26 protein-coding genes, 1 tRNA gene and 1 pseudogene are annotated in these 23,078 nt (G+C 62.7%); 13 read left to right on the forward strand and 15 right to left on the reverse strand.

Translation table 11 applies throughout. The features are described from left to right. The coding region (locus NDI89_RS18755; protein WP_277523737.1) for an integrase core domain-containing protein at positions 1–118 on the forward strand (118 nt) is incomplete at its 5' end. Between the two features lie 8 nt (positions 119–126). Here the strand turns inward: NDI89_RS18755 and NDI89_RS18760 are convergent. The 6 genes and pseudogenes from NDI89_RS18760 to NDI89_RS18785 form a co-directional block, all read right to left on the reverse strand. Then, positions 127–423, reverse strand: a pseudogene (locus NDI89_RS18760) (TrmB family transcriptional regulator); the annotation flags it as partial. Positions 424–1,319: 896 nt separating this feature from the next. After that, entirely contained in the window at positions 1,320–1,637 is a 318-nt protein-coding gene (locus NDI89_RS18765) for a hypothetical protein (protein WP_277523743.1), read from the reverse strand. A 228-nt stretch (positions 1,638–1,865) separates the two neighbouring features. After that, on the reverse strand, positions 1,866–2,078 hold the full coding sequence (locus NDI89_RS18770) for a hypothetical protein (RefSeq protein WP_277523745.1): 213 nt from the start codon (positions 2,076–2,078) through the stop codon (positions 1,866–1,868). Between the two features lie 225 nt (positions 2,079–2,303). Further along, positions 2,304–2,765, reverse strand: a complete 462-nt coding sequence (locus tag NDI89_RS18775; RefSeq protein WP_277523748.1) for a hypothetical protein — start codon at positions 2,763–2,765, stop codon at positions 2,304–2,306. A 4-nt stretch (positions 2,766–2,769) separates the two neighbouring features. Next, positions 2,770–3,327 carry a hypothetical protein gene (locus tag NDI89_RS18780; RefSeq protein ID WP_277523750.1) on the reverse strand — a complete coding sequence of 186 codons (558 nt, stop codon included), beginning with the start codon at positions 3,325–3,327 and terminating at the stop codon, positions 2,770–2,772. Between the two features lie 469 nt (positions 3,328–3,796). Then, positions 3,797–4,048, reverse strand: coding sequence for a hypothetical protein (locus NDI89_RS18785; protein WP_277523752.1), 252 nt, complete (start codon positions 4,046–4,048; stop codon positions 3,797–3,799). A gap of 819 nt (positions 4,049–4,867) precedes the next feature. Here NDI89_RS18785 and NDI89_RS18790 point away from each other — a divergent pair. Then, on the forward strand, positions 4,868–5,128 hold the full coding sequence (locus tag NDI89_RS18790; RefSeq protein WP_277523754.1) for a hypothetical protein: 261 nt from the start codon (positions 4,868–4,870) through the stop codon (positions 5,126–5,128). Positions 5,129–5,342: 214 nt separating this feature from the next. Here NDI89_RS18790 and NDI89_RS18795 read toward each other — a convergent pair. Next, positions 5,343–5,417 (reverse strand) — tRNA-Arg (locus NDI89_RS18795). Between the two features lie 202 nt (positions 5,418–5,619). On the opposite strand from NDI89_RS18795, the gene NDI89_RS18800 reads away from it, so the two are divergent. The 3 genes from NDI89_RS18800 to NDI89_RS18810 all read left to right on the forward strand — a co-directional run bounded on the left by NDI89_RS18800 (position 5,620) and on the right by NDI89_RS18810 (position 7,685). Beyond that, entirely contained in the window at positions 5,620–6,204 is a 585-nt protein-coding gene (locus NDI89_RS18800) for an AAA family ATPase (protein WP_277523757.1), read from the forward strand. After that, a complete protein-coding gene (locus tag NDI89_RS18805) occupies positions 6,201–6,614 on the forward strand; it encodes an RNA-binding domain-containing protein (RefSeq protein WP_277523759.1) in 414 nt (137 codons plus the stop codon). The genes NDI89_RS18800 and NDI89_RS18805 overlap by 4 nt, the downstream gene beginning before the upstream one ends. 90 nt (positions 6,615–6,704) lie before the next feature. After that, entirely contained in the window at positions 6,705–7,685 is a 981-nt protein-coding gene (locus NDI89_RS18810) for a CBS domain-containing protein (RefSeq protein ID WP_277523761.1), read from the forward strand. 31 nt (positions 7,686–7,716) lie between these two features. Here NDI89_RS18810 and NDI89_RS18815 read toward each other — a convergent pair whose 3' ends face one another. Beyond that, positions 7,717–8,721, reverse strand: coding sequence for a hypothetical protein (locus NDI89_RS18815; protein WP_277523762.1), 1,005 nt, complete (start codon positions 8,719–8,721; stop codon positions 7,717–7,719). A gap of 127 nt (positions 8,722–8,848) precedes the next feature. Here NDI89_RS18815 and NDI89_RS18820 point away from each other — a divergent pair, with 127 nt between their 5' ends. Together NDI89_RS18820 and NDI89_RS18825 are read left to right on the forward strand one after the other, a co-directional pair. Next, positions 8,849–10,054 (forward strand): outer membrane protein assembly factor BamB family protein, encoded by a 1,206-nt coding sequence (locus NDI89_RS18820; protein ID WP_277523763.1) that lies wholly within the window; start codon positions 8,849–8,851, stop codon positions 10,052–10,054. 82 nt (positions 10,055–10,136) lie between these two features. Further along, positions 10,137–11,390, forward strand: coding sequence for an outer membrane protein assembly factor BamB family protein (locus NDI89_RS18825; protein ID WP_277523765.1), 1,254 nt, complete (start codon positions 10,137–10,139; stop codon positions 11,388–11,390). A 73-nt stretch (positions 11,391–11,463) separates the two neighbouring features. On the opposite strand, the gene NDI89_RS18830 is transcribed toward NDI89_RS18825, so the two are convergent. The 3 genes from NDI89_RS18830 to NDI89_RS18840 form a co-directional block, all read right to left on the reverse strand. Further along, the gene (locus NDI89_RS18830) at positions 11,464–12,060 is read right to left on the reverse strand and encodes a PH domain-containing protein (RefSeq protein ID WP_277523767.1); all 597 of its coding nucleotides are present in this window, start codon (positions 12,058–12,060) and stop codon (positions 11,464–11,466) included. After that, positions 12,057–12,896 (reverse strand): hypothetical protein, encoded by an 840-nt coding sequence (locus NDI89_RS18835; protein WP_277523769.1) that lies wholly within the window; start codon positions 12,894–12,896, stop codon positions 12,057–12,059. Before NDI89_RS18835 ends, NDI89_RS18830 begins: the two co-directional genes overlap by 4 nt. 147 nt (positions 12,897–13,043) lie before the next feature. Beyond that, positions 13,044–14,438: a signal recognition particle protein Srp54 gene (locus NDI89_RS18840; RefSeq protein WP_277523770.1), complete on the reverse strand. Its 1,395-nt coding sequence runs from the start codon at positions 14,436–14,438 to the stop codon at positions 13,044–13,046. Between the two features lie 180 nt (positions 14,439–14,618). On the opposite strand from NDI89_RS18840, the gene NDI89_RS18845 reads away from it, so the two are divergent. The 4 genes from NDI89_RS18845 to NDI89_RS18860 all read left to right on the forward strand — a co-directional run bounded on the left by NDI89_RS18845 (position 14,619) and on the right by NDI89_RS18860 (position 18,983). Further along, complete coding sequence (locus tag NDI89_RS18845; RefSeq protein ID WP_277523772.1) at positions 14,619–14,840, forward strand: type II toxin-antitoxin system HicB family antitoxin; 222 nt, start codon at positions 14,619–14,621, stop codon at positions 14,838–14,840. A gap of 115 nt (positions 14,841–14,955) precedes the next feature. Continuing rightward, positions 14,956–15,822, forward strand: a complete 867-nt coding sequence (locus NDI89_RS18850) for an EMC3/TMCO1 family protein (protein WP_277523775.1) — start codon at positions 14,956–14,958, stop codon at positions 15,820–15,822. A gap of 97 nt (positions 15,823–15,919) precedes the next feature. Continuing rightward, positions 15,920–17,377 (forward strand): dihydrolipoyl dehydrogenase, encoded by a 1,458-nt coding sequence (locus NDI89_RS18855; RefSeq protein WP_277523777.1) that lies wholly within the window; start codon positions 15,920–15,922, stop codon positions 17,375–17,377. Between the two features lie 31 nt (positions 17,378–17,408). Further along, a complete protein-coding gene (locus NDI89_RS18860) occupies positions 17,409–18,983 on the forward strand; it encodes a sensor histidine kinase (protein WP_277523779.1) in 1,575 nt (524 codons plus the stop codon). Between the two features lie 23 nt (positions 18,984–19,006). On the opposite strand, the gene NDI89_RS18865 is transcribed toward NDI89_RS18860, so the two are convergent. Continuing rightward, positions 19,007–19,813, reverse strand: coding sequence for a sulfurtransferase (locus tag NDI89_RS18865; protein ID WP_277523781.1), 807 nt, complete (start codon positions 19,811–19,813; stop codon positions 19,007–19,009). Between the two features lie 279 nt (positions 19,814–20,092). Between NDI89_RS18865 and NDI89_RS18870 the strand changes: the two genes are divergently transcribed. Then, entirely contained in the window at positions 20,093–20,959 is an 867-nt protein-coding gene (locus NDI89_RS18870) for a sulfurtransferase (protein WP_277523785.1), read from the forward strand. A gap of 413 nt (positions 20,960–21,372) precedes the next feature. Continuing rightward, entirely contained in the window at positions 21,373–22,008 is a 636-nt protein-coding gene (locus tag NDI89_RS18875; protein WP_277523787.1) for a rubrerythrin family protein, read from the forward strand. 18 nt (positions 22,009–22,026) lie between these two features. Here the strand turns inward: NDI89_RS18875 and NDI89_RS18880 are convergent, their stop codons facing one another. From NDI89_RS18880 to NDI89_RS18890, 3 genes are all read right to left on the reverse strand, one after another. Beyond that, positions 22,027–22,206 carry a DUF7511 domain-containing protein gene (locus NDI89_RS18880; protein WP_277523789.1) on the reverse strand — a complete coding sequence of 60 codons (180 nt, stop codon included), beginning with the start codon at positions 22,204–22,206 and terminating at the stop codon, positions 22,027–22,029. 18 nt (positions 22,207–22,224) lie between these two features. After that, complete coding sequence (locus NDI89_RS18885; protein ID WP_277523790.1) at positions 22,225–22,461, reverse strand: UPF0058 family protein; 237 nt, start codon at positions 22,459–22,461, stop codon at positions 22,225–22,227. Positions 22,462–22,768: 307 nt separating this feature from the next. Continuing rightward, the gene (locus tag NDI89_RS18890) at positions 22,769–23,041 is read right to left on the reverse strand and encodes a DUF7553 family protein (protein WP_277523791.1); all 273 of its coding nucleotides are present in this window, start codon (positions 23,039–23,041) and stop codon (positions 22,769–22,771) included. Between the last annotated feature and the right edge of the window lie 37 nt (positions 23,042–23,078).

The following is a 23,078-nucleotide window of genomic DNA, read 5'->3' on the forward strand; positions in this document are numbered from 1 at the left end:
ATGGGTCGGCAGTCGGGCGAGCGTCAGAGGATGGATTGAACAGTTCGTACACTACTATAACACACAGCGACCGCACCAGTCACTCAACGGACAGACGCCAGCGGAGGTGCTAAACTAGACAGTGCCCTTGAGGGTATCAATGCGATCAGTGTATTGCTTCGAAAGGGTCTGTGTCGCCTCATCAATGCTCACAGCGCGATAGACCTGTGGACTTGAATGTTGTACTTCGACCAACCCCTTTGACTCCAGTACCCGAATCGCATCGTACACTCTCGTCCGGGGTACTTCCGAAGTTTCGTGGATCTCCTTCGCTGTGCCGGTCGGAAGTTGATTTAGTGCCACGAAACAGCGAGCTTCGTACTCCTGTAGCCCGAGTTCTTGCAACAAATCAATCGCTTCTTGTATCGGTTCATTCCCGCTCATGGCCCAACCACGTACATAATCGAACAGTTTGGATACGGTCTGTAGGTGGAAAAGGGGTTGGTTCCTGTCTCGTGAAAGCGTAGCAAGAAACAGTAAGTCGCCTCATTCACTGTTACTCACTTCCTCACACAATCTATTTAGAACTCCCCCAGAAACGAAAGGGTGGCGAGTCCTGTTACTGGCCCAACCACGACGGGACTCGCCATTTCCCACCGCGAATAATTTTGTAATCCCTCAGAACACTGTGATAACCAGTAGCGAGAGCACCGTTATCAGAATCACTACCTACTGTTCAGCGAAAGTTAACGTAGTTATCTGAAAATTCCCAATAGGTATGAAGGCTGCTTTGTAACCCGTTTTTTCACATCATATGTGTCCTATATAGAAGGTTTATTGCTACCATCGATGTCCCTCATCACAGAAGACATGACGCGCAAACCACCAGTAGTGACTGACGGCGCTGGACGATCAGATCGTCATACTGAGGCCGCCCGCACTGCCACTCAGAGACTGATTGCTGAACGGAATGATCATGACGGCCCACTGGACGAGAGTCAGTTCGTTGAGGCTGTCGTCCGAGCAACGGGACTTGACCCCACCGATACTGTTCTCATCACTGATAGTGCTGACTCCAGAGATTCATTGTCGAAACGAGTTCTCCTGCCACCGACGGGAGACTCAGAGCAAATCGAGACTGCGCGATACATGTTCGATAACCGATTTGATGGTGCCTTCCATCAGCACGAACCATCCCCTCAGCAGTCGATAGAATCACCTGATCAGCAATCGACGAAGTTACGATGGGAACAAATCCGGAACCGACTTGCAGAATTATGGTAATATCACAGAAGGAGATTTTTTAATGAAGGAGGTGGGAAACAAAATATGATTTGATACTACTCCGCTGGTTGGACTTCAAGATGAGCAGATAGAATTTCCAAGAGGGGTTTTATTTCTTCAAACCTCGGTCCTTGTTCTACAGCGTTTATACTCTGTTGCCAGTTGATGAAACCGTATTCATCCAATTTGGGAAGATGGCAGTGTTGGTACTCGATTTTACTTGTATCTGGTGGTGAATCGTGTTCTATCGGCAAATCCGTTTGTGGAGTATCCTCTATCAAGGTGAATAACAGCCGTCTCCGTTGGCCATCTGCCAATGCGTCAAACATCTTGTCGGTAGCCTGAATCATTTCAAGAGTGGCTATGTCCAGCACAGGTTTATAACCTCCCCTGATTCACTCAAATCTGAGTTTTGATTATCTGGGTGAAACATACCCAAGTCCGTTCAGTTCGCAGACCTACTTATCGGCGTGTGCACTGTAGAAATGGGCGAAATCAATACCGTGGGAAGCGTTCTGTGACACCCTTGTAATAGTGCAACTCTTCGCCCCATATGGTTCCAGTCCAGCGTCGGACATGGTGACCGAGTCGATATAGGAGACTCATCGCTCATCCACCTCCTCGTTGAGTTCCACGTCCCGAGCGGGTGGGAGATCGTGGTTGTAGGAGATCAGCGCGTCGGCAGCCCCAACCTCGATTTCGTCCGTGCGCAGGACGATCACGTGCTGCTCGCCATCCCGATCAACGACATCGAATACGCAGCCCATGTCTATGCGCTGCATCCCCTCCGTATACCGCTCGCGAGCGTAGCGCACATGATTCCGTACTCGAGAGTCATGTCGAATCCCCTCCGTTAAGATTGCCCTCGGTAAGCGGGACGAGTGTATCATTATCGCGTACGTGCTCGGGCGCGTGCGTTAACACGTCAGGATCAGGCGCATGGCACTCCCAGCAGAGGTAGATTACTTCGTTTGCTTCCTCGTCGAAATCGTCGTGCATCTCCCATTCTTGCTCGAGGGAGCCACACAGATCACACGGCATCATTGATCATCACCTCCGAGAGGTGGATGCTCAAGAGCATACTTCACCGCCTCGCCTGTTCCCTCGTCATTATGCGCGATCACGAGCGCGGGTACTGCGTTCACGCGTACGTTATCCGTCGTGTCTACGAGCCGTCCATGGCCCTCGACATACGTCGCACTAAGCGGGAGCGCAAGACCACCACCCTGTCGGTGCGGTCGGACGGTCGACGATGGAACATCACGTGCGTCAACCCCAAAATGTGTCGCGACAATATCCAGATGCTCCGCGACAGTCACGATATCGAGTTTTTCGAAATCGTAGTATAAGACGATCACTCCACCGTTCCGGTGAAGACAGAACGAGTGGACGTGTGTCGACCGCTTCTCCACTTCACCGTTCTCAATTCGGCCAATTTCAGCGGTCGCGCACTGTGAGGTCGCCTGCACGATTACCGTGTCACCGGATTCGCGTACTGACACCATTTTATTCACCCCCGCTGAGCGTGTAGTAGACGCGGAACTCGTGGAGATGATCAGGTATCTCGATATACCTACTGGTGACATCAGACACCCCTCCCTCGAGCAACGCCTGCTCGGTGACCTCTATCACGTGTTCGGGATCGCACTCAAACCACTCGTGTAGGTCCTCGATTTCATCTGCGTGTTCCTTTTCAGGGATAGCGCGGTACTCCACGCGGTGCGCGACGTCCGTCACTTGGATCTCACCCGCGTCCCTGATATTCCACGCGGAGCGGGTGCCGTCCTCATTATAGTAGTCATCGCGCCGCGTTGCATAGGCACACACCCCCTCGTCGAGGTCCACGAGCATCCCGCGCAGGACGTTGCCACGGTAGCGATCAGTCCCTACGACGAGATACTCTGCGTTTGGCTGATACTGAGTGCCGCCCTTACGTACGACCGCGGGGTCAACGGCAACCTTCGGATCTGTGATATAGTCTTCCGCGATAAACTCGTGCTGCGTTGCGTCTGTTTGCTGCTCGGTGCGTCCATCATCGTCCGCATCAGTGTTCTGATCCATCATTGCAATTAGTAGTATGCGTCATACCCCAATAAGTTTAACGATGGGAAGTATTGTAACAAACGTAGACACAGAATACTGTAACCCTGATCATTACGGGAGGATTAGTTAGTCCCTCGCCTTATCGCATCATCGTCAACCCACAGACGATTACACAATTGATCAACCCAAAACGCACGCATGGTACTGCACGACGCTTACGATAACAAATCCGAAGCATCGAACATGCTGTTCAATACTTTTAAACCTTGATGTACTTTATATATGTATGTCTGGCACTTGCACAATAAGCGTTGACAAGCGCACATATGACAACTTACATCTGACGCTCTGGATCGAAAATGACGTCTGCACTTTTGCTTCATATGACGAAGTCAATCAGGCCATCCTCGAGACTGCAATGAACCACCCGGGATTAGTGATCGAGACGCTCGAGGAGATCAAGTACGGATAGCTGCTGACGGCCGTAGCCCTATTCGTTTTCCGCCTTGTTCGCTCTATCCAAAATATTATCCACAACCTCAGAAAGTTCTCTGTCCTTAGCGCCTTCCTCAAGCCGTTCTTCTAATGATTCTTGGACGTGCTCCAACTCATACTTCAATTGTGAAGCGGCATATGATTCGTCAGGGTAGATATACTGGTCTGGACCCTCATTCACCATTTCAAGATACTCATCTAATGCCTTCACTGCCTCCCCCAACTTCATGACCTCATCAGATACCATACATGGTCTATCTAGCAGGCTGACAATAAACCCACTGCAGTCTAAGCGAATATGATAACGATAGCAACACATATGACAGTCAACCATATGACCACGTGGAACAGCAATCGGAGCGCAAATCCCAACACCCGGGGAAGCGTAATCAGAAGCAGCAGTCCAATCACAGTCAATGCAGCTAACGACATGAGATTAGGCTAAATCAGCAGAATCTGTTCATCACAATCCGGGTTCTTACAGGACGGAGTATCAGTCCGCTCTGCGTCGAAATAGAATGCTGAATGACTGCAACACTGACATGTCGCTTTGGCAACGTAGTGCATCAAGATACGTACTTTCAGGTCTTCAGGTATCGCATCTACATCATCTAACTGCCGCTCAATCTCCGACGGCTGGTCTGCATCGAAGTGACGGTGTTTCTCGATATCTTGCATGGAATCTCACCGCCACGTTCCATCATCGCCCTTGGTCAAATCAACGATCTCGTGATTAGTCACTGCAGCCCAATCCTCGGAGAAATGCGAGTATTCGTTGTGGCATGCATTCACGACCGTCTCGAGCGAGTCAGACGGTGACCCTCGCACCTCGACCGTCAACTCGTCCGATGACTGGCGAATCACACATCTCGGCCCGGGGACGTTCTGATTCGACATTGCAATAGGACATGTGTGCGGGATCGTACTTATACAGACGACTATTTTTCACAAATATACTACCACTACCAATTATGTGATCTTAATAATTAGAAGAAGTGAAATTCTTTGAAATGAACTCGTCCTCATCAAGAGCGCTTATGCAGGAGAGTGTGCGAGCAGGAATTGCATGGTCGAAGAACACACCACAAAATGCGATGAATGTATAGACGACGTGGAACAGGGCGATATAATACTATACATACTCCCCGAGAATATAGCAAACGACGAATACGACGGCGAAGAAATCGTCGGGGGTGTTGTGAACGTGTGGAGAGCAGAAGACGAAGACAACCATTTTGGCGAGACGACACTGAACGTGAAGTCTGGAGCCTACATCCAGATTACGTCGGATGACTTCGTGCAGATTCAAGAGAAGCAGGCATTCTGACCACTGGTAGAGCGATCAACACCAGCGATTATTGCTCCGTTCATAGTCCCGCAGACTAATCAAAGTATTATAGCGCAGTAACACGTCGTATCGGATGGAATCGCCAGACAGAGTAGAGCGCCGTCCTCAGCAATGACGGACACACTCTGCTTTGAGTGTGAAATAAAGTCCGACCATCGAGCCGTCTATCGAATCTGATCGTCCTGTGGAGAAACGGGCACGATGGGATTTGAACCCACGACCGTCGGATTAGAAGTCCGACGCTCTTTCCGGACTGAGCTACGCGCCCTCGAGTCCGAATCCACGGTGGACCCTGATAAGCGGTGTGGATTTCCGTTTTCACCGGGCCGGTGAAACGCGATAGGATCGGAGCGGATCCCGGCGTAATCGAGGACAACGCCTCGAGCGACCGGTGAGTGCGGCGTCGGAGCCGCTCGCGACTCGAGCGCCGAACACAGCGTTTATGCACGTCTCGCCGGTACGTGTGCTCGATGCACGTCATCGGAACGGTGGGGCTTCCCGGGAGCGGCAAGGGCGAGGCCGCCACCGTCGCACGCGAGGACGGAATCCCGGTGGTGACGATGGGCGACGTCGTCCGCCAGGAGACGGCCGACCGCGGGCTCGACCCCGCGAAGGACCACGGGACGGTCGCGCAGGCGCTGCGCGAGGAGAACGGTCCGGCGGCGATCGCCGAGCGGTCGCTGCCGATGATCGAGGACCGCCTCGAGGCCCACGACACGGTGCTGGTCGACGGCATCCGCTCGGACATCGAGGTCGACGCCTTCGAGGAGCGCTTTGGCGACGCGTTCACGCTGATCAGTATCGAAGCCCCGTTCGAGGTCAGGGCCGAGCGGGTCGACGAGCGCGGCCGAGACGCCGGCGAGGCCGACGGCGGCGAGGGGCTGGCCGCCCGCGACGAGCGCGAACGGGGCTTCGGGATGGACGACGCGATGGATCGGGCCGACGTCGTCGTCGAGAACACCGACTCGCTCGAGGCGTTCCACGAGCGGATCCGATCGATCGTCCGGACCGGAACCGACGACGGGAAACACGCCGAGGCCGAAGCCGACCCATGAGCGAGATATACCGCGTCGACGTCGAGATCACGGCACCGGTCTACGACACCGAAGTCACGAGTCGCGTCGTCGACGCCGTCGCCAACGTCTTCCCAAACGCCGACCTCGAGGAGGAGTTCAGCGAAGTTCGGGGCGAAACCCACACGCTCGATCACTTTTCGGACTTGCTCCACCGGCAGGAGATCCTCGATACCGCCCGGGGCGAGTTCTTCGCCAACCGCGACGGTGACACGTTCACCTTCGCGCTGAAGAAACAGGCGGCCTTCGAGGACTACGTCAATTTCTCGGTCGGCAAGCCGGACGAGCTCGGCGAGATCACCGTGCGAGTCCGGGTCGAGGAGCCGAGCCTCGAGGAGTACGTCGATCACATCGCGCCGCCGACCGAAGACGGCCGACCGGTCGACGCCTGATTCGACGGCGATTCGCGGCACCGTCGTTCGTGGTGTGTGGTAGCGTCAGTCATTGGGCACTGATAGGAATCGACGGCGAACGATGGTCGAATGCACGACACGATACCCGTCGCCGAGATCATGGTCGAAGACGTCGTCACCGCCTCGCCAGACGCGACCGTGACCGAAGCGGCGACGCTGCTGCGCGCCGAGAGCGTCAGTTCGGTGATCGTCGTTCGGGACGGCGATCCCGCCGGCATTCTCACCGAGGGCGACTTCGCTACCCAGCTCTGTGAGCGGGCGGATCTGGGTCACGTCGCGGTGCGTGACGTCATGTCGACGCCGCTGACGACGATCGAACCGACCGCATCGATCGTCGACGCCGTGGACCTGCTTCGAACGACGGACATCGAGCACCTGCCGGTCGTCTCGAGCGCCGAGGCAACGACCGGCGGAGACGATGACGCGACTCCGACCGAGGGGGACGACGCCGGCGAACTGGTCGGCATCGTCACGACGACCGAACTCACGTACTACGTCCCACAGCTCGTCCATCGCGCCAGCGAGTCGCGCCAGCGCCCACCTCGCAGGCGCGTCCGGTCGGACACGCTGTACGAGCGCGACGACTGGGACTTCGAATACCGCGGCGCGGACGAGTCGACCGTTTCGGTGGGCGACGTCGCCCGGTTCTCGAAGACGCTCTCCGACGACGACGTCGAGGCCTTTGCGGAGGCAACCGGTGACACCAACCGAATCCACCTCGACGAGGCGTACGCCGCCGAAACGCGCTTCGGCGGTCGAATCGTGCACGGCGTCCTCGCGAACGGACTGATCAGCGCGGCGCTCGCTCGACTACCGGGGGTGACGATCTACCTCTCACAGGAGAGCAGCTTCCGCGCACCGCTCTCGATCGGCGAGCGCGCGACCGCCGTCTGCGAGATCGTCGAAGACCTCGACCGGGCGAAGTACCGGATCGAGACGGCCGTGTTCGACGGCGACGACGCGATCGTACTCGAGGGCGACGCCGTCGTACTCGTCGACGATCTCCCGCCGATGGCCGCCCGCGACGGCGACGCAGCGACGACGCAGTAGCCGAGACACGGAGACCGGGCAGTAGCCGAACTCAGGCCGTACAGTCCCCGACCCCGTCGAGGGCGGCCTCGCCCTCGTCCCGATGGGCGGCAGCCTCGGACAGGTTCCCACCGGACGCGTCCGCTGCCGCCGCCGCGAACGATTCCGCCGCCGACGCCAGCTGCCGGTTTTGGCACTCGGCCGTCTCGAAGTAGCCGGCGAGTCCCTCGGGGGCATCCTCCGTGCCACTGTCGAGTTCCTCTCGAGCGTTCGAAAACGTCGTCTCGGCCGTCTCGAACTCGGTCTGTGCGGCGTCGTACTCCCGTTTCTCCGAGTGCTTCCGGCCGCGCTCGAGTGCGCCGTACCCGTCCTCGAGATCCAGCGTCTCCGCGTACGCCCCGGCGAGGGTCTCGAGCGACGCCACGGCGGTTCCGAGCGCGGCCGCTCCCGCTTCGAGGTCGGCGACCGAAACGCCGGCCAGCTCCTCGAGCGTGTCGCCGTCGAGCTCCCCAATCGTCGCGTTCGCTTCCGCCCAGCGCTCGCGAGCGTCGGAGAGCTCGGCGTAGCGGTCGTCGACGGTCTCGCTCGCGCTCTCGAGGTCCCCCTCGGATTCGATCGCCGCGGTGACGGCGTCGATGTCGTCGGCGATTCCCCCGTCGGTCACGGTGGCAGTCACGTCGACGAGCCCCTCGAGAGCGTCGGCGTAGGACCGTAACGTATCGATATCCGACTGTCGGTCCTCGGGCAGTTCGGTCGCCGCAGTCTCGAGGTGTTCTCGAGCGTCCGCGAGATACGATCGCGGCTCCTCGGGATCGAACTCGACGGCGTCGGGGTCCTCGAGGCCGCCGACCTCGTTCAGCGCCTGCGCCGCCTTGTTCAGGTCGCCGGCGGCGCGATCGAGCGCTCGTTCGCCGGCCCGACTGCCGGCTTCGTCGCCGGTGCCGTCGTCGGTCGCGTCGGACGATCCGCTGAGATCGTCGAGACAGCCGGCGAGTCCTGCGAGAAGTCCGACGCTCGTCCCGGTACCGGCTCGGGCGAGATACTGTCGACGGTTCATAGGCGATCATGTGTCTAGACGTTCTTGAAGGTAGCGTCCGGCTGACCGACACTATCCGGAGGAGATACCGATCGGGGGACGGTCCCGGACGTGAACATTTATGCGACGGCCACCGGAGAACGGTACCATGCGCCGACGACACGCACTCGCGACGATCGGCTCGCTCACACTGGGGGGTTGTCTCGGCCTCGAGTCACCGGGTCAGGGGGAGGGAAACGAAAGCGGAGGCAGTACCGAAAGCGACCTCGCGGTCGACGGCGAGGCGGAAACCGACGAGCTCGGCGGCGAGGATCACGAGAACGAGATCGAACTCGACCGGGCGTGGACAACGGCGTTCGACAGAGAGTACGGGGGTCGGCTGCTCGACGAAACGATCTACGTGGCCGGTGCGGTGGACGGAGACCGGGGGATGGTCGCGGTGAATCCGGTCGATGGCGAGATCGAGTGGACCTGCGATTTCGGCGACGTGCCGTACAGCCTCTATCTGGGGGCGGGACCGGACCTGATATACGCCGGTACGTCACAGCAAGACGAGATCCGTGCGATCGACCGTCGGACGGGAACGGTCGAGGCGTCGATAGAGCTCGGAGAGACCGGGGGAGACGGTGCGGTCCACGACGGAACGTTCGTCGTCGGAACCGCCGATCCGGACATGGACCAGGTTCTCGCGGGGCTCGACGCGCGGACGCTCACCGAGCGGTGGCGGAAGCGAGAGGAGTTTGCCGGCTTCGACGGAGCGGTGGTCGCGAACGATGTCGTCGTCGCGTCCTACCAGAACGGCGAGCTAACGGGATACGATCCCGCAGACGGCACCGAACTGTGGGCCACCGAGATTTCGATCGCAGGACACGGGTACGGACCGTTCGTCGACGGCGAGGGTCGCGTGTTCGCGGTCGATTCTGAACGGCGGTCGATCACGAGAGTCGATTCGACGAGCGGGGAACGGCGATGGACGATCGACTTCGAGACCGACAGCGGGGAACTCCCACCGGTCGGACCGCCCGCGTTCGACGGCGACGACGGCTGGATCGTCGGCGGACGGAACGTCATCGCGTTCGAATCGGACTCGGGAGAGCGGCGATGGAGCGTCGAAATCGACGGCGAAGTCACCTCGCCGGTCGCGAAAACGAGCGACGCGCGGTGGGTCCACGCAGTCGAGGGCGATTCGGAGTCGGGCCGTCTCTTCGGGTTCGATCCGGACGACGGCGCGCTGCGCTACGCCGGAGATGCGACGGCTGACGACAGCGACTACGAGCTGTTCGGCCTCGGGGATCGGCTCGCCGTCCTCGAGAACGGGACGCTGGTCGGATACGACGTGACCAGCGTCGAATAGCGGGCGATCGGACGCGGTGTCACGAGGCGAGACCGTCGATCGAAACTGGTGGACTTTTCACCAAATCTACGCATGGACCGGTATGGATCGGCAATCGACTCGGCCGTCAACGGCCCGCCGAACGCTGTTGGGGACGCTCGCCATCGGGATCGGGACCGGAACTGCAGGGTGTCTCCGTCCGCTCCTCGAGGAGGAGCAGGCGGCCGGAAACGAAACCGACGAGGAGAACGGTAACGGGGCCGAATCGGAGGCCGAAGCGTGGCCGATGTTCGGCGCTGATCCCGGCGGTAGCGGGTGGGCAGACGTGAGCCCGCCGGGAGAAGACGTCACGGAAGCGTGGACCGCCGATCTCGACGACGGACGGGGGAATCCGGTCGTCGCAGACGAGACCGTCTACGTCGTCGCCCGCTCGACGATCCGAGCGTACGATGCGACGAGCGGTGACGAGGACTGGTCGACCGAGGTCGGACTCACCGGGGGAACGAGTCCGGCCCCGCTCGTCACCGACGGTATCGTCTACGTGACTCCCGGAGACGGATTTCTCTATGCGCTCAACGCCGACGACGGCGAACGGCTCTGGGGAGAATCCGTGGCCGACGGCTCCGAGAGCACGTTCGCGTCCCCGCGTCGAGTCGGCGGGACGATCGTCGCGGGTGATGCGGCCCGGTTGGGCGGATTCGATGCCGAATCGGGCGAGGAACAGTGGTCGACGGAGTTGCCCAACACCGTTCTCGGAACCGTCGTCGACGACGAGCGGGCATACGTCGGGATTCTCGGGGCCGGCGGTGAGGATTCCGTCTACGCCTTCGATGCGGAGACCGGCGACAGCGAGTGGTCCTACGAGGGGGACCGAAACGGATCGAACGAACCGACCGTCGTCGACGGCACTGTGTACGGCGCCGGCATGGGGGACAGGGGAACGAACGGCTACGTCTACGCGCTCGACGCCGAGACTGGCTCCGAACGGTGGACGACGGAACTCGAGAGCACGGTCGTCACGTCGCCGGCCGTAGTCGACGGGAGACTCTACGTTACCGACGAGGACGGGGAGCTGTACGCCATCGGCACTGATAGCGGGGACGTCCAGTGGCAGGAAAGCGTGTGGGACGAATCCGACCGCGAGGGGAACCCGCCGAAGATCTCGGCACCTGCCGTCGCCGACGGCCGTATCCACCTCGGAACCCTCGACGGTCGCGTGCTCGCAGCCGACGCGAGCGACGGAAGCGTTACGTGGTCGATCGACGTGGATACCGACGTGCGCTGTTCGCCGGCGGTCGCGAACGGGCGCGTTTCTATCGTCGCGGATAGCGTCCTCCGTGCGATAGAAACCGCCTGAAACGCCCACAGCCGCCGAATTCCCGCAGTGCCCCGAAACGGTGCTGTGTGTCGACAGGTCCGCTACCGCGGCGTCACGGTATCTGCTCGCGGATCACGTCCCGGACGGCCTCCGAGTTCGGAACGTTACTGAACTCGACGTAGCCGAGGCTCGCGTTCGTCCCGCCCGTTAGTACCGTGACGGTGCCGACGCCGAACACCTTCTGAACGCGGTCCCGCTCGTGCTGACACGCTCGAATCTTCGAGCGGGGCACTTCCCGGGACCGCGTCCGGAACCAAAGCGAGAACTCGTAGCGGACGGCCGACGACGTGATCGTGTACGAGGTCCGCCGCAGGACGTACATCTGGACGACGAGACGGCCGAGGATAGCGACCACGACGAAAACGACCGCCATCCCGCCGATGACCGACAGCTGTCGATCCTCGAGACCGAGGACGTTCGCGAACAATGCCCCGGCGATCGCACCGCCGACGATAACCGTGAGTGCACTCCACGCGAGTTGCGGCCGGATCGTCGGGCGCGCCCGGTAACGGACCTCCTCGTCCGACTGCTCGGAACTCGTTGCTCGCGATCCATCGCCCAACGTCGGATCGTCGGGCGGTGCCGAATCGGGATCGAGGGAGTCGGTCGCCGATGCGTCGGTTTCTGTCGGTTGTTGCGAGTTTGTCATAGCGGTATGGAAACGAGCGAACTGGCGAGGGCTGGGACAGCGCTTCCGGAGAGGACCGTCCCGGCGATCGAGCCGACGACGAACAGGACCGGCGAGGCGACGACGAACCCGACGGCGAGACAGCTCGAGACCCGACCCAGATCGTGGTTGATCCGGGCCCCGAGATACAGCGAGTACATGTAATAACCGCCCATCGTCGCCAGCGCGGCGAGTGCGAACGCGCCCGATAGGGTAACGCCGGCGAGACTCACGGGTTCGACCCGGCCGGCGGGCAAGACCAGGTTCGCACCCGCGAGATCGATGATCGCGTAGATAAACTCCACCTGTACCCAGACCAACCAATCGCCGGCGACGGCGATATCCGCCGACGTCGACAGGTACCAGACGAAACTGAATATCGCTGCCAGATAGATGCCAGTGCTGTAGACGACGGTGTGCATCGACTGCAGGACGCCGAGGGAGTTGCGGGTGAGGAACACCCCGACGTGGAACGTGACGAACGTGAGAACCGAGGCCAAAAAGAGAAACGTGCAGTTCTGCGCCGTCGCAACGAGAAACTGCCACGTCGTCTCGGGGTTCGTTCCGGCGACCGAGGCGATTCCGACGACGGCGGCCGGCGGCTGTCCCGTCGTTCCGCTCGTACCGAACCCGGCGTAGGTGAGCGGAACCGCGTACAGGAAGAGGTTGAGGAAGTAAAACAGCGAGAGGCGGATCGCCTGCCGGATCTTGGCACGGCGGGTCAGCGCGTACTGGTTTCGTCTGCCGGAAACGATGTCGGCCGGATCGAAGAGGGCGTTGAAACCGTATCGGACGACCGACAGCGGTGTCCCAGCCATCGTTTCCAGTGAGCCGCCTGTCGTTTCATAAACATACCGACTATTGCAATTCTGTCCGGCTGAGACGACGCGTCGTCGAGAAATCGCTCTTCCCGAGAGGACCGGATCCCGCCGACCGCGGTGAGAGGACCGACGACCGAGGCCGAGCTAGCCGAACGGTCCCATCCCGCCCATGCCGCCGCCACCGCCACCGCCGCCCTGTTGCATCTGCTGCATCATGCGTTGCATCTCCTGTTCGGAGCCCATACCCTGGAACTGCTTCATCGTCCGTTCCATCATCTTGTACTGCTGGAGCAGCTCCCGGACCTGCTCCTCCTCGGTTCCCGAGCCGCGGGCGATGCGTTCGATCTGGCTCGCGCCGATCGCTTTGGGGTACTCCTTCTCCGCCTCGGTCATCGAATCCATGATCACCGTGAACGTCCGCATCCGCTCTTGCGTGACGTCCATCGCGTCCTCGGGCAGCTGGTCCTTGATCCCGCCGCCGAGGCCGGGGATCATGTCCATCACCTGGTCGAGCGGGCCCATGTTGTTCATGGCCTCCATCTGCTTTTGCATGTCGTTCAGCGTGAACTGGCCCTGGAGCATGTCCTCGGGGTCCCAGTCCTCTTCCTCGATCTCGGTCTGCTCCATCGCGCGCTCGACGCGCTCTGCGAGCTGACTGAGATCGCCCATGCCGAGCAGCCGCGAGATGAAGCCGTCGGGCTCGAAGCGCTCGACGTCGGCGACCTCCTCGCCGGTCCCGAGGAACGCGATCGAGGAATCGGTCTGGTCGACCGCAGTCAGTGCGCCGCCACCCTTCGCCGTCCCGTCGAGTTTCGTGATGACGACGCCGTCGATCCCGATCGACTCGTCGAACTGCTGGGCCTGCTCCTTCGCACCCTGCCCGATCGCGGCGTCGAGGACGAGCAGGGACGTGTCGGGCTCGACGACGCCCTCGATCTGCTCGATCTCGTCGATCAGATCGTCCTCGAGCGCGTGGCGACCCGCCGTGTCCACGATGTGAACGTCGGCGTCGCTCGTCTCCTCGAGTCCCTTGCGGGCGATTTCGACCGGGTCCTCGCTGTCCGGATCGCCGTAGAAGTCGACCTCCGCGCGCTCGGCCATCTCCTCGGCCTGATCGTACGCGCCGGGTCGGAAGGTGTCGGTCTGGATGACCGCCGGGCGCAGGCCCTTCGTGGAGAACCACCAGGCCATCTTCGCCGCGGAGGTCGTTTTACCGGAGCCCTGGAGCCCGGCCAGCAGGATCGTCTGCTCCTCGAGCGGCAGCTCGGTCGACTCGCCGATGAGGTCGACCAGTTCCTCGTAGACGATGCGGAGGACGAAGTCCCGCGCCGGGGTGCCGGCGGGGGGTTCCTCCTCGAGGGCGCGCTCCTCGATGTTGTCCGACAGCTCCATCACGAGCGAGACGTCGACGTCGGCGGAGAGCAGGGATCGCTGGATCTCCTTGACGATCTCCTCGATGTCTTCCTCGCTGAGTCGCGACTTCCCGCGGAGCTTGTCGAGGGTGCCCCGCAGAGAACTCCCGAGATCGTCGAGTACCATTTGCCGGAACTACGGGGCGATAGCGTTAAAGGCTTTTTCTACGGTCGACGCGACCGACCCGTTCGACCGCTAGCGATGGCGGCCCAGTCACGCAAGTGGGTCTTCGCACCCGATCACCACCATCGCGACGACTCGAGCGGCGTCGATGCGTATTTCACTCGAGCGCGACAACTCGTAACCATGAGTTCCGACGCAGACGTCGACCCCTCCGACTACGAGGGACTCGAGGACGCGGACGTGACCATGCGAGTCAACGATCACGGCCTCCACATCGCCGACGACGAGGAGACGGGCGTCTCGAGTCAGGGGCAGACGCCCGAGGAGGCCCTCGCGAACCTCGCGGAGGCGGTCCAGACGTACACGGAGGCGACGTCGGACGACCCGGGTGACGACTGGCTGTAGGTGCGGTCGCTGCCGGCTGTCGTTTCCGTCCGGCCACCGTCGAGAGCGGTTCCGACGGCCACTGGCGATCGGACCGACGTAACAGCTAAAAAGACAGACAGCCAATGGTTTCGAAGTGACAGTATCCGAATCCCGGTTCGTGACCGACGACGAACGGGCGGCGGCGCTGGCGACCGTGCTCCGGGCCGCGGAGGAAGGCGACGGTACCGTCGCGTGGGCGACCGTCGAGGGCGACATCTCGCGCGAACACTGGGGGGCGATGCTGGCCCGCGGCGTGCTCGTCCCCGCCGGCGATCGGTTCGTGCTCGAGGACCCCACCGCCGTCCGGGAGGCGCTCGCGGACCGCGAGTTCGACTCGCCGGAGCCCGAGGGGTGGTCCGGCCGCGACGCGGCCGCGGTCGTCGGTGCGTGTTCGCTTCTCGCCGGCTACCAGGTGACGGCGATTCGGGACGCGGTCGCGGCCGCGCTCGACGTCGCCGTCGGCCCCGCCGTGGCGGTGCTCCCGTTTCCGGCGGTCGTGTTCGCGCTGGCGGTCGCGACGACCGTCGCCGCGACGGTCGTTCGCCGTCGGAGCGATCCGCCGGAGACGGACGGGCTCCGACACCGGAGTCGCGAGCTTCGGGAGCGACTGGCGGCCGCTCGAGCCAGGGGAGACGACGCGGCGGCCGACCGTCTCGCCGACCGACGGCGCGAACTCGTCGCGGGACAGGCGCTGTTGCTGACCGATCACCTGAAGGTGCTCGCGCGGACGATGCTGTTGACCGTGCCGGTCTTCCTGTACCTCTCGTGGCTGGTCGTCGCGCCGGTTCACGCCGCCATGCCGCTGGTGACGGTCACGCCGATCCTCGGAGACATCGTCTGGACCGCTCGCGTGGTCGGCCCGGTACGGGCGTGGATGACCTGGTACGCGCTGTGTTCGATCGCCTCGAGTCTCGTCGTTCGCCGCGTCGTCCCCGACCGGTTCGGGACGACCGCGTCGTAGCCGACGGCGCCAGCGACCGGCGCCCGATGGAACCGGAGTCCGTGCCGTTCGTATAGCAGGCTCCCGTTTTACGCGGCTGTCGGTGGTCGACGCCGGCATGGAAGAATACGATATCGTCGTGCTCGGCGGCGGATCGGGCAGTCAGGTCGCGACCGCGGCGGCCAAGCGGGGACTCGAGGCGGCAGTCGTCGAACCCGGATCGCTGGGGGGCGCGTGTATCACTCGGGGTTGCGTTCCCTCGAAGGCGCTCATTCACCGAGCGGACGTCGTCGAGGACGTGCGAGGGGCGGCGGAGTTCGGCGTCGCCGCACGGGTAGAGGACGTCGACTACGACGAGATCACGACTTCGATCCACGACACGGTCTACGAGAAGGCGGGGAATCAGGAATCCGGTCTGCAAGACAGCGAGCACATCACTCTCTATCGCGGTGAGGGACGGTTCGTCGACGATCGAACGATCGAAGTCGTGCCGACCGACGAGTCGGCCGACGCGCGGGATATCGGCGCCGAGACCGTCGTCATCGCGGTCGGCGGCCGACCGATGGTCCCGCCGATCGAGGGCCTCGAGGACGTGGAATTCCTCACGAGCGACGACGCGCTCTTCCTCGAGGACCGGCCCGACGAACTCGTGATCGTCGGCGGCGGGTACATCGGTACCGAACTGGGCTATTTCTTCGGTGCGCTCGGAACGGAGGTGTCGATCGTCGGTCGCAGCGACCGATTGGTTCCCCGGGAGGACGACGATGTCAGCGCGGTCGTGACGGAGTCGATGGAGACCTACTGCGACGTCTACACCGGCCACGAGGCGGCCGCGGTGAGTCGGGGCGACGAGAACGTCGTCGTGACTGCGGAGCCGAGCGACGGTGACGGCGGCGACGGAGATGGAGACGGCGACGCGGTCGAACTCACCGCCGACGAGCTCCTGCTCGCGACCGGCCGCCGGCCGAACACGGACACGCTCGCCCTCGAGGAGACGGCGATCGAGGCCGACGAGACGGGGTACGTCGAGACCGACGAGCGCCTCGAGACGACCGTCGACGGTGTCTGGGCACTGGGCGACGTCCTCGGCGAACAGCCGTTCAAGCACGCGGCCGACTACGAGGCCCGTGTCGTGACGGGGAACGTCCTCGATGACGCACAGCAGGCCGTCGACTACGAGGCGATGCCCCACGCGATCTTCACCGAGCCGCGGGTCGCCAGCGTGGGGCGGACGGAGGGCGAACTCGCGGAGGAGGGGCGCGACTACCAGACCGCGACCGTCCCCTACGACGCCGCGCCGCTGGGGATGATCCTCGAGGCCGACGACGGGTTCGTGAAGGCCATCGCCGGGCCGGACGGCGAGATCCTGGGCTGTCACGTCGTCGGCCCGCAGGCCGCGACGCTGATTCACGAAGTGGTCGTGGCGATGGACAGCGGCGACGGAACGGTCGAAGCTGTCGCCGAGCCCGTCCACGTTCACCCCGCGCTGAACGAAGTTGTTTACGCGGCGTTCGACGAACTCTCGGACACGGCGTATTCGACGGCCCCGGACTGGCGGGACGTGAGCAACGGATAGCTTATCCGTTACAGAACCCTCGACGGAGTACATGCCCGAGCAATCGAACCCATCCGAGCAGCACGACGGTGGTGCTGCAAGGGCCTACGGGCGCATCTCCGATGCCGTCTTCGCGCTCGACGAGGAGTGGCGGTTCACCTTCTGCAACGAGCGGGCCGAGGAGCTGCTCGAGCGGTCCGAGGCGGAGTTGCTCGGGACGGTCATCTGGGACGGAGTCCCCGACGCGGTCGGATCGGCGATCCGTCCCGAGTACGAGCGTGCGATGGCGTCCCAGGAACCGGTCGCGTTCGAGACGGTTTCCGAGCCGCTCGATGCCCGTCTCGAAGGACGCGCGTATCCCTCCGAGACCGGGGTGACGGTCTCCGCCTGCGTCGCCGAGTACACCAGACGAACGGCACAACTCCGGGCGCGCGAGACCGCGCTTCAGAACGCCTACGAGGTCATCGCGGACCCCGATCTGTCGTTCGCCGAGCAGGTCGATTCGCTCCTCGCGGTCGTTCGGGAGACGATCGGAACGGACTACGCGACGCTGTCTCACGTCCGCGAAGACACCGATGAGTACATTTTCGAGGCGGTCGACGCGCCGGCCGGTTCCGACCTCGAAGCGGGCGACGCGACGGCACTGGCGGCGACGAACTGCGAACACGTCGTCACGACTGAGCGGACGCTCGTCCTCGAAGACATCGACGCGGACGCACCGGGGCTCGCCGATCGCGACGGGAACGCCGAGTGGGGAATCTCCTGTTATCTCGGGACACCCGTCACCGTCGGCGACGAGGTGTACGGTACCTTCTGCTTCTACGACATGGACGCACGCGCCGAGGAGTTCTCCGACTGGGAGGTCACGTTCGTCGAACTGCTCGGCAACTGGGTGAGCGCCGAACTCGAGCGGCAACGGTCCGAACGGGAACTCGAGGCGTCGAACGAACGGTTAGAACAGTTCGCCCACGCCGCCTCGCACGATCTCAAGGAGCCCCTGCGGATGGTTTCGAGTTACCTCTCGCTCGTCGAAGACCGATACGCGGACGAACTCGACGCCGACGGCCGGGAGTTCATCGAGTTCGCCGTCGACGGCGCCGACCGGATGCGCGCGATGATCGACGGTCTCCTCGCGTACTCGCAGGTCGAAACGCAGGGGGATCCCTTCGAACCCGTCGACCTGAACGCCGTGCTCGCGAACGTGCGAACCGATCTGGAACTGCGACTCGAGGAGACCGACGCGGCGCTCTCCAGCGAGTCATTACCTCGAGTCAGGGGCGACGCCGATCAGTTACGGCAGCTGTTCCAGAACGTGCTCTCCAACGCGCTCGAGTACTGCGGCGACGAGCCGCCGCAGATCCACATTGGCGTTCGACGGGACGGCAGCGACTGGATCGTCTCGGTCAGCGACGAGGGGATCGGAATCGATCCCGCCGACGAGGAGCGGATCTTCGAGGTGTTTCAACGACTCCACAGCCACGAGGAGCACGCCGGGACGGGGATCGGACTCGCGCTCTGTCGACGTATCGTCGAGCGCCACGGCGGCGAGATCTGGCACGAGTCCGAACAGGGTGACGGGGCGACGTTCGAATTCGCGCTCCCGGCCGTCGAACCCGCGCAATCGTAGGGGCACCACTGACGGCGGCTGTCTCAGTGATCCGTTCCGGCAGGCCCCGCTTCGATCTCGCCGTCGTTGGCGAGCCATTCCGTGAGGCTCCCTTCGTAGAAGCGGACGTTCTCGTAGCCGAGCGCTTTCAGCACGACGTAGGTGTGGCTGATTCGGCGAGCCGTGTTGCAGTAGAGGACGATCTCCCGATCGGGCGTGATGCCGCGGTCGGCGAGCAGGGCCTCGAGTTCGGCCGCGGGTTTCAGCCGGCGCGTCTCGTCGTCGACGACCTCGCGCCAGTCGAAACGGACGGCGCCCGGCAGGCGGGCCTCCTCGAACTCGTCCTGCTCTCGCGTGTCGACGAAGACGGCGTCGCGATCGAGCGCGTCCGCGACGGCGTCGTAGCCCACGAGCGGACTCTCCTCGGGCGCGAGCGGATCGGCCTCGTAGGTCGTCGGCTCGACCGCGGGCGTCTCGCCGGTCGTCTCGTACTCCCGATTCCAGGCGCTGTAGTCGCCGTCTAACAGGCGCACGTCGTCGTGGCCGTACTCGAGCGCGGTGAGCACGAAGCGGGCGGCGAAGACGCCGTGGGTGTCGTCGTAGGCGACGATCGTGTCGTCGGGGCTGATTCCCGCGTCGCCGAGCAGGTCCGCGAAGGCGTCGGCCCCGGGCAGGGTGCCGCGGTCGACGTCGCTCTCGTCGCGGTAGCTGTCGAAGGGGACGTTCACCGCACCCGGGAGGTGACCGATCCCGTCGAACTCCCAGGCGTCCCTGACGTCGACGATGCGGACCTGCGGATCGTCCAAGCGCGATGCGAGCCAGTCGGGGGAGACGACGACGGATTCGTCCATTACGTCGCCGTTCGGAACGAGGACTCGAGTACGCACCGATTTCGGTCGCGTCTGGAGTACCGGGACAGTGGCAACTCTTGCTTGTTTTTGGTGGGGGATCTGACCTATGTGTATCCCTATATATCGAACACCCCCGCGAATGTGGCGAATACAGCCCCCGTCCGAACGATGTCGACGATCGATGCTGACGGAGGCGGCAAGTGTTTCCGCCAGGGTCGATCGGTGTCCGAATTGACCGGTTAAGAAGTCCCTTTGTGTGTCGCCATTGTACGACCGGGTATGGCAAACGACTACGCCAACGACGTACTCGTCACGGCCGACTGGGTCGCTGACCGACTCGACGACTTCCAGGACGACGACTCCGACCTCCGACTGGTCGAGGTCGACGTCGACACGGAAGCCTACGAAGAGGAACACGCCCCCGGCGCGATCGGGTTCAACTGGGAGACGCAGCTCCAGGACCAGACCCAGCGAGACATCCTCGACAAGGAGGACTTCGAGGACCTCCTCGGGAGCCACGGCATCAGCGAGGACGACACGGTCGTCCTCTACGGTGACAACTCCAACTGGTTCGCCGCCTACACCTACTGGCAGTTCAAGTACTACGGTCACGACGAGGTCTATCTGCTCGACGGCGGCCGCGAGTACTGGCTCGACAACGACTACCCGACCACGGACGAGACGCCCGACTTCTCCGAAACCGAGTACGACGCCGCCGGCCCGCGCGAGAGCATCCGCGCGTACCGAGAGGACGTCGAGAACGCGATCGAGCGCGGCGTCCCGCTGGTCGACGTTCGCTCGCCCGAGGAGTTCTCCGGCGAGATCCTCGCGCCCTCCGGCCTGCAGGAGACCGCCCAGCGCGGCGGCCACATCCCCGGCGCGAAGAACATCTCGTGGGCCGCCGTGACCAACGACGACGGCACCTTCAAGGACTACGACGAGCTCGAGGAGCTCTACGCCGACGAAGACATCGACGGCGACGAGACGACCGTCGCCTACTGCCGCATCGGCGAGCGCTCGTCCGTCGCGTGGTTCGCGCTGCACGAACTGCTCGGCTACGACGACACCGTCAACTACGACGGCTCCTGGACCGAGTGGGGCAACCTCGTCAACGCGCCGATCGAAACGGGCGAAGCCGACGACTGAGCGTCGCGAGAGAGTCGGCTTCGTAGCGGAGCGGGGAGCGAAAGCGACCCGTGGAGCACGGCAGCGGCGAGTAAGCGTCATCCCTCGGACGAGCCTCGCTCGTTCGTGAAAGATCGGAAGCAATTGCGTGACTTGCGGTTTTTCTCTTCGGAAGTGACCGAACGGTGAGATAGCGACGCAACTCGACAGGTACCGGCGTTACTCGCTCCGAAGACGTGTCTCTTCCCACCGTTCGTGTTACACGCAGAGAGACGGTCGGCTCGAGTCCGAACTGGACTGTCGACACCCTCTACGGATCTATTCGAGGCGACGCTCACCGGCGCAATCGGGGCCGACCGAGACGACAGGTTCGGGGACGCCGCCGAGAGCGCCGTCGCGACAAACCTAACTCGGGGCCGCCCGAAGGGCACTCTATGACCGATCCGGACGCGTTCGTCGAGACTGTCAGCGAAGGGAACCAGACCGCGCTCTCGCGACTCGGCTCCTCGAAGTCGCTGTACGCCGACACCGGCGGGGAGATCGACACCGAACCCGTTCTCGAGGCGACCGCCGACGCCGAGTACGCCGCCTGGCAGACCTTCCTCGAGTGGGCCGACGACGAGGCGGACGACGACGCTCGCGAGGCCTTCGAAGCCACGGCGGCGGAGGAAGAAGACCACTACGAGACCGTCGCCGACAAGCTCGCCGACGACGAGTACGAGCCCGGCGACGTTCCCCAGCTCCACGAGTACCTGCGCGACCGCGAGGACACCGTCTCACGCGTCGGCGCACTCGTCGGCCGCGTCCTCGCGAGTCAGCGCTCGAAGGATCAGGTCGTCGGCTACTTCGTCGGCGACGCCGACCCCCAGACCGCCAGCCTGTTCCGCGGCTTCGGCGAGGACTTAGACGACCAGCTCGAGCGGGCGAAGGCCCTCCTCGCGTCGGTCTGCGAGAGCGACGAGGACTGGGACCGCGCCGAGGAGGCCGCAAACGGCGCGATCCAGGCCGCCTACGACGAGTACGTCGAGACGCTCGAGGGGATGGGTGCGAACCCGAAGCCGGTCTGTTGAGGAACGCGATCCGACGACCTACCGACGATCCGCCGGACGGACGTAATCACCTTCTTCGGCGGTAACCCACGTCGTTTCCAGCTCCTCGTCGGTCGCATCGGCCGGGTAGAGCACGCACTCGTCGGGCGAATTCGGGTTCTCGATCACGACGGTGCTCACGCGACGCTGCGTCGACGCGTCGTCGAAGGAAGGGCTCATGCTATCGAAGCGGAGCGGTTACGGTTGCGGTGTGGGTTCCGGTGGCGGGAGCGTTCGAATGGACCGGTCGATCCCCCGGAGGAGGAGCTCGATTCCTTTCTCGTGTGCTTCTTTCCGCCGGTGAACGTGAGACGGCCGGACCGGCTGCGCATCGTAGGCAGCGAACGCGTCGGGCGGAACGTCGCCGCCGTCCTCGAGTTCCGCGCGCACCTCGACCAAGAGCGCATGAAAGTGGATGAGTTCTTGGCTCCGCATACGCTGAGCCACCACATCATTCCGAATAAAGCATTCCGTAATATTTCCTTGGTGTCGTAATTCGAGTGACTGATTTCCCGCGGGGAAACGTCGAGATCTCCGCTTCGAGAGGGCGTATTGTCAATTACGAAGTGCGTTAGTCACGGGCTCGGTAGTAGCCGCCCCTCCGAGTGGAGAGTCGACGTGACAGCGTTCAGTGACGGACCGATCGAGGGTGCTCCGGTAGCACCGGGAGAACGGGTGATGCGAGTCGCTCGGCCGACATCGGGTCGAATCGCTATCCGCGGAAAATAACTGTGCGCGGACGCTACACGCCCTCGAGCGTCGACCGGAACTCGGTGATCGCCTCGAGCGCGTCGTCGACGTGGTCCGCGACGTCGCCGCCTTCCTCGTCCGCGATGTCGTGCAGGATGTGTTCGTGGCGTGCGAGCTGGCCGTGGTCCGGACCGCGATCCGCCGTGGCGTAGTCCTCGAACTTCGTCGCCTGGTTTTCCAGTCGGTCCCGTGCCTCGTCGTCGTCAGCGGCCGCTGCCGCGTCCGCGAGCGACTCGGCCGCGTTCTCGAGTTCGTCTCGAGTCATAGGGAACAGTTCGCCCGGAGGTATTAAAACGGTTTCA

Origin of the sequence: Natrinema salsiterrestre (assembly GCF_029502005.1) — an archaeon.
Lineage (GTDB): Archaea > Halobacteriota > Halobacteria > Halobacteriales > Natrialbaceae > Natrinema > Natrinema salsiterrestre.

Excerpts from the sequence above, each read along its gene's own strand:
- NDI89_RS18780 (WP_277523750.1), bottom strand. The coding sequence starts at position 3,327 with ATGATGGATCAGAACACTGATGCGGACGATGATGGACGCACCGAGCAG.
- NDI89_RS18785 (WP_277523752.1), bottom strand. The coding sequence starts at position 4,048 with ATGGTATCTGATGAGGTCATGAAGTTGGGGGAGGCAGTGAAGGCATTA.
- NDI89_RS18790 (WP_277523754.1), top strand. The coding sequence starts at position 4,868 with ATGGTCGAAGAACACACCACAAAATGCGATGAATGTATAGACGACGTG.
- NDI89_RS18800 (WP_277523757.1), top strand. The coding sequence starts at position 5,620 with ATGCACGTCATCGGAACGGTGGGGCTTCCCGGGAGCGGCAAGGGCGAG.
- NDI89_RS18805 (WP_277523759.1), top strand. The coding sequence starts at position 6,201 with ATGAGCGAGATATACCGCGTCGACGTCGAGATCACGGCACCGGTCTAC.
- NDI89_RS18810 (WP_277523761.1), top strand. The coding sequence starts at position 6,705 with ATGCACGACACGATACCCGTCGCCGAGATCATGGTCGAAGACGTCGTC.
- NDI89_RS18815 (WP_277523762.1), bottom strand. The coding sequence starts at position 8,721 with ATGAACCGTCGACAGTATCTCGCCCGAGCCGGTACCGGGACGAGCGTC.
- NDI89_RS18820 (WP_277523763.1), top strand. The coding sequence starts at position 8,849 with ATGCGCCGACGACACGCACTCGCGACGATCGGCTCGCTCACACTGGGG.
- NDI89_RS18825 (WP_277523765.1), top strand. The coding sequence starts at position 10,137 with ATGGATCGGCAATCGACTCGGCCGTCAACGGCCCGCCGAACGCTGTTG.
- NDI89_RS18830 (WP_277523767.1), bottom strand. The coding sequence starts at position 12,060 with ATGACAAACTCGCAACAACCGACAGAAACCGACGCATCGGCGACCGAC.
- NDI89_RS18835 (WP_277523769.1), bottom strand. The coding sequence starts at position 12,896 with ATGGCTGGGACACCGCTGTCGGTCGTCCGATACGGTTTCAACGCCCTC.
- NDI89_RS18840 (WP_277523770.1), bottom strand. The coding sequence starts at position 14,438 with ATGGTACTCGACGATCTCGGGAGTTCTCTGCGGGGCACCCTCGACAAG.
- NDI89_RS18845 (WP_277523772.1), top strand. The coding sequence starts at position 14,619 with ATGAGTTCCGACGCAGACGTCGACCCCTCCGACTACGAGGGACTCGAG.
- NDI89_RS18855 (WP_277523777.1), top strand. The coding sequence starts at position 15,920 with ATGGAAGAATACGATATCGTCGTGCTCGGCGGCGGATCGGGCAGTCAG.
- NDI89_RS18860 (WP_277523779.1), top strand. The coding sequence starts at position 17,409 with ATGCCCGAGCAATCGAACCCATCCGAGCAGCACGACGGTGGTGCTGCA.
- NDI89_RS18865 (WP_277523781.1), bottom strand. The coding sequence starts at position 19,813 with ATGGACGAATCCGTCGTCGTCTCCCCCGACTGGCTCGCATCGCGCTTG.
- NDI89_RS18870 (WP_277523785.1), top strand. The coding sequence starts at position 20,093 with ATGGCAAACGACTACGCCAACGACGTACTCGTCACGGCCGACTGGGTC.
- NDI89_RS18875 (WP_277523787.1), top strand. The coding sequence starts at position 21,373 with ATGACCGATCCGGACGCGTTCGTCGAGACTGTCAGCGAAGGGAACCAG.
- NDI89_RS18880 (WP_277523789.1), bottom strand. The coding sequence starts at position 22,206 with ATGAGCCCTTCCTTCGACGACGCGTCGACGCAGCGTCGCGTGAGCACC.
- NDI89_RS18885 (WP_277523790.1), bottom strand. The coding sequence starts at position 22,461 with ATGCGGAGCCAAGAACTCATCCACTTTCATGCGCTCTTGGTCGAGGTG.
- NDI89_RS18890 (WP_277523791.1), bottom strand. The coding sequence starts at position 23,041 with ATGACTCGAGACGAACTCGAGAACGCGGCCGAGTCGCTCGCGGACGCG.